The 6,211-nt window shown below is 69.7% G+C and carries 10 protein-coding genes; 3 read left to right on the forward strand and 7 right to left on the reverse strand.

What is annotated here, in order from left to right; all coding sequences use genetic code 11:
* Positions 1 to 323: glycosyltransferase (locus VGJ14_13780; protein ID HEY2833492.1), on the reverse strand; the 323-nt coding region annotated here is incomplete at its 3' end.
* Between the two features lie 247 nt (positions 324 to 570).
* On the opposite strand from VGJ14_13780, the gene VGJ14_13785 reads away from it, so the two are divergent.
* Complete coding sequence (locus VGJ14_13785) at positions 571 to 1,032, forward strand: L,D-transpeptidase (GenBank protein HEY2833493.1); 462 nt, start codon at positions 571 to 573, stop codon at positions 1,030 to 1,032.
* Positions 1,033 to 1,035: 3 nt separating this feature from the next.
* Here VGJ14_13785 and VGJ14_13790 read toward each other — a convergent pair whose 3' ends face one another.
* The 4 genes from VGJ14_13790 to VGJ14_13805 all read right to left on the reverse strand — a co-directional run bounded on the left by VGJ14_13790 (position 1,036) and on the right by VGJ14_13805 (position 3,278).
* Positions 1,036 to 1,383 carry a DUF2516 family protein gene (locus VGJ14_13790; GenBank protein HEY2833494.1) on the reverse strand — a complete coding sequence of 116 codons (348 nt, stop codon included), beginning with the start codon at positions 1,381 to 1,383 and terminating at the stop codon, positions 1,036 to 1,038.
* Positions 1,384 to 1,503: 120 nt separating this feature from the next.
* Positions 1,504 to 1,980, reverse strand: a complete 477-nt coding sequence (locus VGJ14_13795) for a hypothetical protein (GenBank protein HEY2833495.1) — start codon at positions 1,978 to 1,980, stop codon at positions 1,504 to 1,506.
* Positions 1,980 to 2,363, reverse strand: coding sequence for a helix-turn-helix transcriptional regulator (locus tag VGJ14_13800; GenBank protein ID HEY2833496.1), 384 nt, complete (start codon positions 2,361 to 2,363; stop codon positions 1,980 to 1,982). The genes VGJ14_13795 and VGJ14_13800 overlap by 1 nt, the downstream gene beginning before the upstream one ends.
* 81 nt (positions 2,364 to 2,444) lie before the next feature.
* Positions 2,445 to 3,278, reverse strand: coding sequence for a 3-keto-5-aminohexanoate cleavage protein (locus tag VGJ14_13805; GenBank protein HEY2833497.1), 834 nt, complete (start codon positions 3,276 to 3,278; stop codon positions 2,445 to 2,447).
* 73 nt (positions 3,279 to 3,351) lie between these two features.
* Here VGJ14_13805 and dtd point away from each other — a divergent pair, with 73 nt between their 5' ends.
* The gene (gene dtd / locus VGJ14_13810) at positions 3,352 to 3,777 is read left to right on the forward strand and encodes a D-aminoacyl-tRNA deacylase (GenBank protein ID HEY2833498.1); all 426 of its coding nucleotides are present in this window, start codon (positions 3,352 to 3,354) and stop codon (positions 3,775 to 3,777) included.
* A gap of 31 nt (positions 3,778 to 3,808) precedes the next feature.
* On the opposite strand, the gene VGJ14_13815 is transcribed toward dtd, so the two are convergent.
* Complete coding sequence (locus VGJ14_13815; protein ID HEY2833499.1) at positions 3,809 to 4,774, reverse strand: glycine cleavage T C-terminal barrel domain-containing protein; 966 nt, start codon at positions 4,772 to 4,774, stop codon at positions 3,809 to 3,811.
* 151 nt (positions 4,775 to 4,925) lie between these two features.
* On the opposite strand from VGJ14_13815, the gene VGJ14_13820 reads away from it, so the two are divergent.
* Positions 4,926 to 6,020, forward strand: a complete 1,095-nt coding sequence (locus tag VGJ14_13820; GenBank protein ID HEY2833500.1) for a stealth family protein — start codon at positions 4,926 to 4,928, stop codon at positions 6,018 to 6,020.
* A gap of 4 nt (positions 6,021 to 6,024) precedes the next feature.
* Here the strand turns inward: VGJ14_13820 and VGJ14_13825 are convergent.
* The coding region (locus VGJ14_13825) for a transcriptional repressor (protein HEY2833501.1) at positions 6,025 to 6,211 on the reverse strand (187 nt) is incomplete at its 5' end.

Genomic DNA, 6,211 nt, shown 5'->3' on the forward strand with positions numbered 1-6,211 from the left:
GAGGCGAACGCGCAGAGCTGCCCCGGCAGGTCGTTCTTCGACAGCCCCTCGAGCGGACCGGCCACGATGTGCCGGACGAGGACGCCGGGCGCCAGCTCCTCGGTGCACCGCGAGCCGCCGGACGTGGCGCGGGTGAAGATCTCGACCTCGGTGCCGCGCTCGGCGAGCCGGCGCGCGGTCTCCGCGACGTAGACGTTCATGCCGCCGGCGTCGCCGGTGCCCGGCTGCTCGAGCGGAGAGGTATGCACACTGAGCGTGGCGACCCGGCGCGGCAGCACCCGGTGGGTGCCGGCGGACGGCACAGCGTCGGCAGCGCGCAGCATCCGCACCGGCACACCTCCTCGTCGCCCGAACGTGGACAACCCTGGGCGATCCTTCCGCATTCCAAGGAACCCATGCCTGCCGGCGGGCAATCCTCCAGTCCCCCCGTGATCGCTGTCACACACTCGGGCCGGCAATACCCCCGGGCGGGTCAAAGCTTCACCAGGAGGTGGGCCGGACTCACATTTGCCGACTTAGTGTGCTGCTACCCCTCAGCAAGCCCTCAAGTTCGCCTCCGAGGAGGCCATCGTGGCGTCCAACAAAGTCCGTACCGCAGTCGCCGGCGCCGCGACTGTCGTTATGGCCGGAACCAGCATCGTCGTTGGGGCGGATTCCGCCGCGGCCATGCCCAATCAGTGCTACCGCGGCACCGTCATCTGCATCAACAAGGACGCTCGCACGCTCCGCCTGATGATCAACGGCCACACCAACATGCAGATGTCCGCCCGCTTCGGCGCGCGGCGCTCGCCGACCCGGTACGGCACCTACCGGGTCTACTGGAAGGACCGGAACCACTGGTCCTCGCTGTACGGCTCCGCCATGCCGTACTCGCTGTTCTTCGACGGCGGTCAGGCGATCCACTTCTCGTCCGACTTCGTGCGCAACGGGTACTCCGGCGCCTCGCACGGCTGCGTGAACCTGCGCAGCTACAGCGGCGCCCGCGACCTGTTCTACTCGGTCGGCGTGGGCACCCGAGTGGTCGTTTACTAGCTGCTACCAGGGCCCGTACGGGCCCTGCGGACGTCTCGGCCCGCGACCGCCACCCGCGGCGCGCACCGCGGGCCGGGCGTCGAGTAGGTACACCAGGGCCACCACGGTGCCCGCCAACACGATCAGGTCCAGCACGCTGCGGAACACGAAGCGCTGATAGACCAGCATGGGCAGGACGCCCCAGGCGACCGCGACGGTCAGCAGGATCACCCAGAGGTTCTTGGTCTGCTTGTCCACCGCAGGGAAAGCCGCAGCCGGTCGGGTGAGCGCGTCGGCCAGGGCGAACGCTTGTAGCAGCAGCAACGCTGCACCGAGGATGTTCAGCCCGGACGTCAGTGGACCGTAGGACATGCCGAGCCACTCCCGATTCGCGTGCGGGCAACGGTGCCGAGAATACGCCCGCGGCCGCAGGTCCTCAGGGACCTGCGGCCGCAGACGTTGTTCGGGGCAGTGCTCGGGAGAAGCGGGGATTCAGCTACCGGTCTTGGTGTTCCCGGTGGACGTCGCCGCGCGCGGCGTGCGGCGCGGAGCCGTCGTGGTGGCGACCGGGCCGGCAATCTCGCTGTCCTTGCCGCGGTTGCGCACCTTCTTGACCACCTTCTCGCCACGGACGGCGAGCTTGTCGATCCGCTTGTCGGCGGCCTTGATCTGCTCGTCGGCCAGGTCGGTCAGCTTGGCGCCGAGCTTGCGCGGGTCACGCGGCAGGTCGTTGATCTTGTCGGTGACCTTCTTGACGGCGCCCTCTTCGCCACGCAGTTCGTCGCGCAGCTTGTTGGGCACGTCCTTGAGCTTGGCAACGGTGACCTCGTCACGCAGCTTGGTCGGTACGTCCTTGATCTTCTCCACGGCGAGGTCGCCGGAACCGACGAAAGCCAAGAACGGCTTGCGGCCGGTCAGGTTCTTCGCGGCGTCGGTGTAGGTCTTGCGCAGTTCAGTGGTGCTGGCCATCAGGGCACTTCCTCTCGGTTCTCGACCGCGGCGTTCTCCTTGCGGAACGCCGCGTAAATGTCGAGCAAGACACGTTTCTGACGTTCATTCAGGGCGGCGTCGCCGAGTACGGCGGCCGCAACCTCCTGCCCCCCACCGTCCCGAAGTTCCGGGTCGGTTGCCTCGAGCAGGCCGGCGTGCACGTAGAGCTGTTCGGCGGAGATGCGCAGTGCCTTGGCGATCTGCTGCAGTACTCCGGCCGAGGGCTTGCGGATCCCGCGCTCGATCTGACTGAGGTACGGGTTGGAGACTCCTGCTGCCGCCGCCAGTTGGCGGATCGACAGTTGAGCGTTGTTGCGTTGCTCCTTCAGGTAATCCCCGAGGCCGCCCGGAATCGTCGGCATGTGTCCATCGTGAACGATGCTGCTAGCAATTGCAAGCGGATAGGCAGCAGTGTGGGCTACGCCTCATCGAGGCCGAAGCTGTTATTCCAGACCAAGGAAGGCCCGGGCGCTCGCCGGATCCATCGCCGGGCGTTGCGCGAGTTCGGCGAGCGTCGCCGCTCGGGCCACCAACTCGGCGTTGTCGGTCACCGGCCGACCCCGGGCAAAGGTCAACGTGTCCTCCATCCCCACCCGCAGATGCCCGCCCGCGGAAAGTGCGGCCAATGCGACGGGCAGCGAGCTACGCCCGATCCCGGTGGCCGACCAGGTGGCCTCCGCGGGCAACGCGGAAACCATCGCGACCAGGGCCGCGGTGGTGCCGGCCACCCCTCCGGGCACGCCCATCACCAGGTCGGCGTGCACGCGGCCGGTGGGTGGTGGGCCGTAGGTGTCCAGCAGGCGGTGCAGGGTGGCCACGTGGCCCAGGTCGAACAGCTCGAACTCCGGGATCACCCCACGCTCCTGGCAGGCCCGATACAGCTCGGTGATCAGTGCCCACGGGTTGGCGAACACGTCGTCGCCGAAATTCACCGTGCCGCAGGTCAGCGAGCAGGAGTCGGGCTGCGCATCCAACACCGCGATGCGGTCGGCGAACGTGTCGTGCACGCCGCCGCCGGTGGACAGCTGCACCAACAACCGGGTCGACGTCCGGATCGCGGCGACCGCCTCCCGCAGCCGGGCGACGTCCAGGCACGAGCGGTCCTGCTCGTCGCGCAGGTGGACATGGATCATCGCGGCACCGGCCCGCTGACAAGCCCGCGCGGTGTCGAGGAGTTCCTCCAGTGTGGTGGGCAGCGCCGGGGCGTCGGCCTTGGCGGTCTCCGCACCGGTCGGTGCGACCGTGATCAGCGTGCCCGGTGCCGACTGCGAGGCCATGCAGTGAATCCTGGCACCACGCTTCGCGGCTGTATCGAATCCTGGCAGCAGAATCCACTGAGGAGGGTCCGTCGTGCGTGCGGTGGTGCAACGCGTCGCCCGCGCCACGGTGCGGGTGCAGGACGTGGTGGTGGGCGCGATCAAGGAGCCCGGCCTGTGCGTGCTGGTCGGCGTCACGCACACCGACGACGCGGCGACGGCGGACAAGCTCGCCGAGAAGTTGTGGGGACTGCGCATCCTCGATGGCGAGAAGTCCTGCTCCGACCTTGCCGCCCCGCTGCTGGTGATCAGCCAGTTCACCCTCTACGGGGATACCCGCAAGGGGCGCCGGCCCAGCTGGATCGCGGCCGCGCCCGGTGCACTGGCCGAACCGTTGGTGGACGCGGTGGTGGCCGGCCTGCGGACCCGCGGGGCCACGGTGGCCACCGGGGTGTTCGGGGCGATGATGAGCGTGGAACTGGTCAACGACGGGCCGTTCACCGTGCTGCTGGACGTCTGAAGTCGGGTTGCCTCTGGCGCAATAGGCGCTGTTAGGCGTCGACGACGACCTCGGTGGTCACCGCCGTGCCGCCGGTGGTCAGTTCCGCATCCCGCGGGGTGTTGCGCTTGATCAGCGCCAGGGCGATCGGGCCGAGGTCGTGGTGGCGGGCGGAACTGGTCACGAAGCCGACCTCACGGCCGTCCAGGGTGACCGGCTCGCCGTGCCCCGGCAGCGCGCTGTCGCTGCCGTCCAGGTGCAGGAACACCAACCGCCGCGGCGGGCGACCCAGGTTGTGCACTCGGGCCACGGTCTCCTGGCCGCGGTAGCACCCCTTGTTCAGGTGCACCGCGGGCGCGAGCAGGCCGATCTCGTGCGGGATCGTGCGGTGGTCGGTCTCTCGGCCCAATCGGGGGTCGTGCGCGGCGATGCGCAGCGCCTCGTGCGCCCACACCCCAGCCGGGCGACCCAGGTCCGCGACGATTGCGGGCAGGTCCGCGCGAGGCAGCAACACCTCGCGCCCGGCGAACTCGCCGAACTCGGCCGGGGACTGCCAGGTCGGTGCGTCAGGGCTCGCCGAGTGCGCGGCGGGCAACCACAGCACGGCGCGCTCGGCGCTGAGGTCGTCGACCTCGACCCGGAGCATGAAGCGCATCTTGTTCAGGAAGTCGACCAGCGCTGGGGTGGTGCCGGGTTCGACGGTGATCCAGCACGCGCTGCCGTCGTCGAACAGATGCAGGTCGTGCTCGATGTGCCCGTGCGGACTGAGCACCAGGGCCCGGGTGGAGGTGCCCGGCGCCAACTCGGTCAGGTGCTGGGTGGTCAGCGAGTGCAGCCAACTGAGCCGGTCCGGCCCGCTGACCCGAACCACCCCGCGGTGCGAGAGGTCGACGAACGCCCCACCCGCGACCAGGGTCCGGGCCTCGCCGAACGGATCGCCGTAGTGCGCGGGCACCCCGAGGTCCGGTTCCTCGGCGGCAACCGCGCCGGGCACGTCGAGCGTCGGAGTGAGCGTCATGTCGTCAGCTTATGTAGAGCGGGCTCAATCGGCTCGGGCTCGCGAGCAAGCCCGTCGCTCGGTCCGACTCGGGGCACGGGCTTGCTCGCGATCCTCTCGCCTCAATCGCCCTAGCGGGGCCGGCAGCCTGCTCGCGCCTACGATGTGCGCCGTGGGGGCTGCCGGACGTCTGGTGCGATCGCTGCGCCGCGACCTGGGCACGTTGGCCCGGTTGGGCCCGCGCAAGGCCGGCGCCGAGGTGCGTGCGCTGCTGCCCGGCGCGGCCGCGCGGCGCTCGACGGGCAGCGACGCGGGCTACCCGGTGGGCTTCCCCATCGATCTGGTCTACACCTGGGTCGACGGGGCTGACCCGATCTGGCGTGCCCGCCGGGACGCGGCCTGGGCCGCCGCGAACCCGGGCGAGCACAGCACGCTGGCCGCGAACCCGTCCCGCTACGCAAACCGCGACGAACTGCGTTACGCGCTGCGCTCGCTGGCCGCACACGCAGACTGGGTGCGCACCATCTATATCGTGACGGATCGTCAGGTTCCGCCCTGGTTGAACCTCGAGCATCCGCGGGTTCGGCTGGTCGACCACACCGCGATCTTCGCCGGCGGGGCCGGGCTGCCCACGTTCAACTCACACGCGATCGAATCCCGACTGCACCACATCGAGGGCCTGGCCGAGCACTACCTCTACCTCAACGACGACATGTTCTTCGGCCGGCCGTGCTCGCCCGAGGACTTCTTCGTGGGCAACGGATTGGCGCGGTTGTTCCCGTCCCCGAAGGCCCTGCCGGAGGGCCCGCCCGGGTCGGGCGACACCCCGGTCGAGGCAGCCGGCAAGAACAACCGTGAGTTGCTCACCGTGCGGTTCGGGCACGCGCCGGCACAACGGTTCCTGCACGCGCCGTACCCGCAACTGCGCTCGGTGCTCGCCGAGATGGCCGAGTTATTCGCCGAGGACTTCGAACGAACCGGGCGCTCGCGGTTCCGCCACCCCAGTGACATCTCCGTCCCGGCCTCACTGACCGGGAACTACGCCTACCTGACCGCACGCGCGGTGCCCAGCACGCTGTCCTACGGCTACGTGGATCTGGCCGACCCGCGGTTGGCGCGGCGGCTGCACCGATTGCGGGCCACCCGCCCGCAGGTGTTCTGCCTCAACGACCACGCCGGGTTGGGCGAGGATCCAGCGGCGGTGGACGCCGCGGTGCGCGAGTTCCTGAATCGCTACTTCCCCCGGCCCAGCGCCTTCGAGCGCTAGGGGCTCAGCCGCTGCAGTCGCGACAGCGACCGTAGATCGCGAAGTGCTCCAGGTCCACGCTGAACCCGACGTCAGCGGCCAGACGGTCCGTCAGGTCCCCGGCCACCTCCATGCCGACCTGCGACACCGCCCCACAGTCCCGGCAGACCAGATGCAGATGCTGGTGGTGCCCGGCCGGGTGGTAGGACGGC

This window comes from Sporichthyaceae bacterium (assembly GCA_036493475.1).
Classification (GTDB): domain Bacteria; phylum Actinomycetota; class Actinomycetes; order Sporichthyales; family Sporichthyaceae; genus DASQPJ01.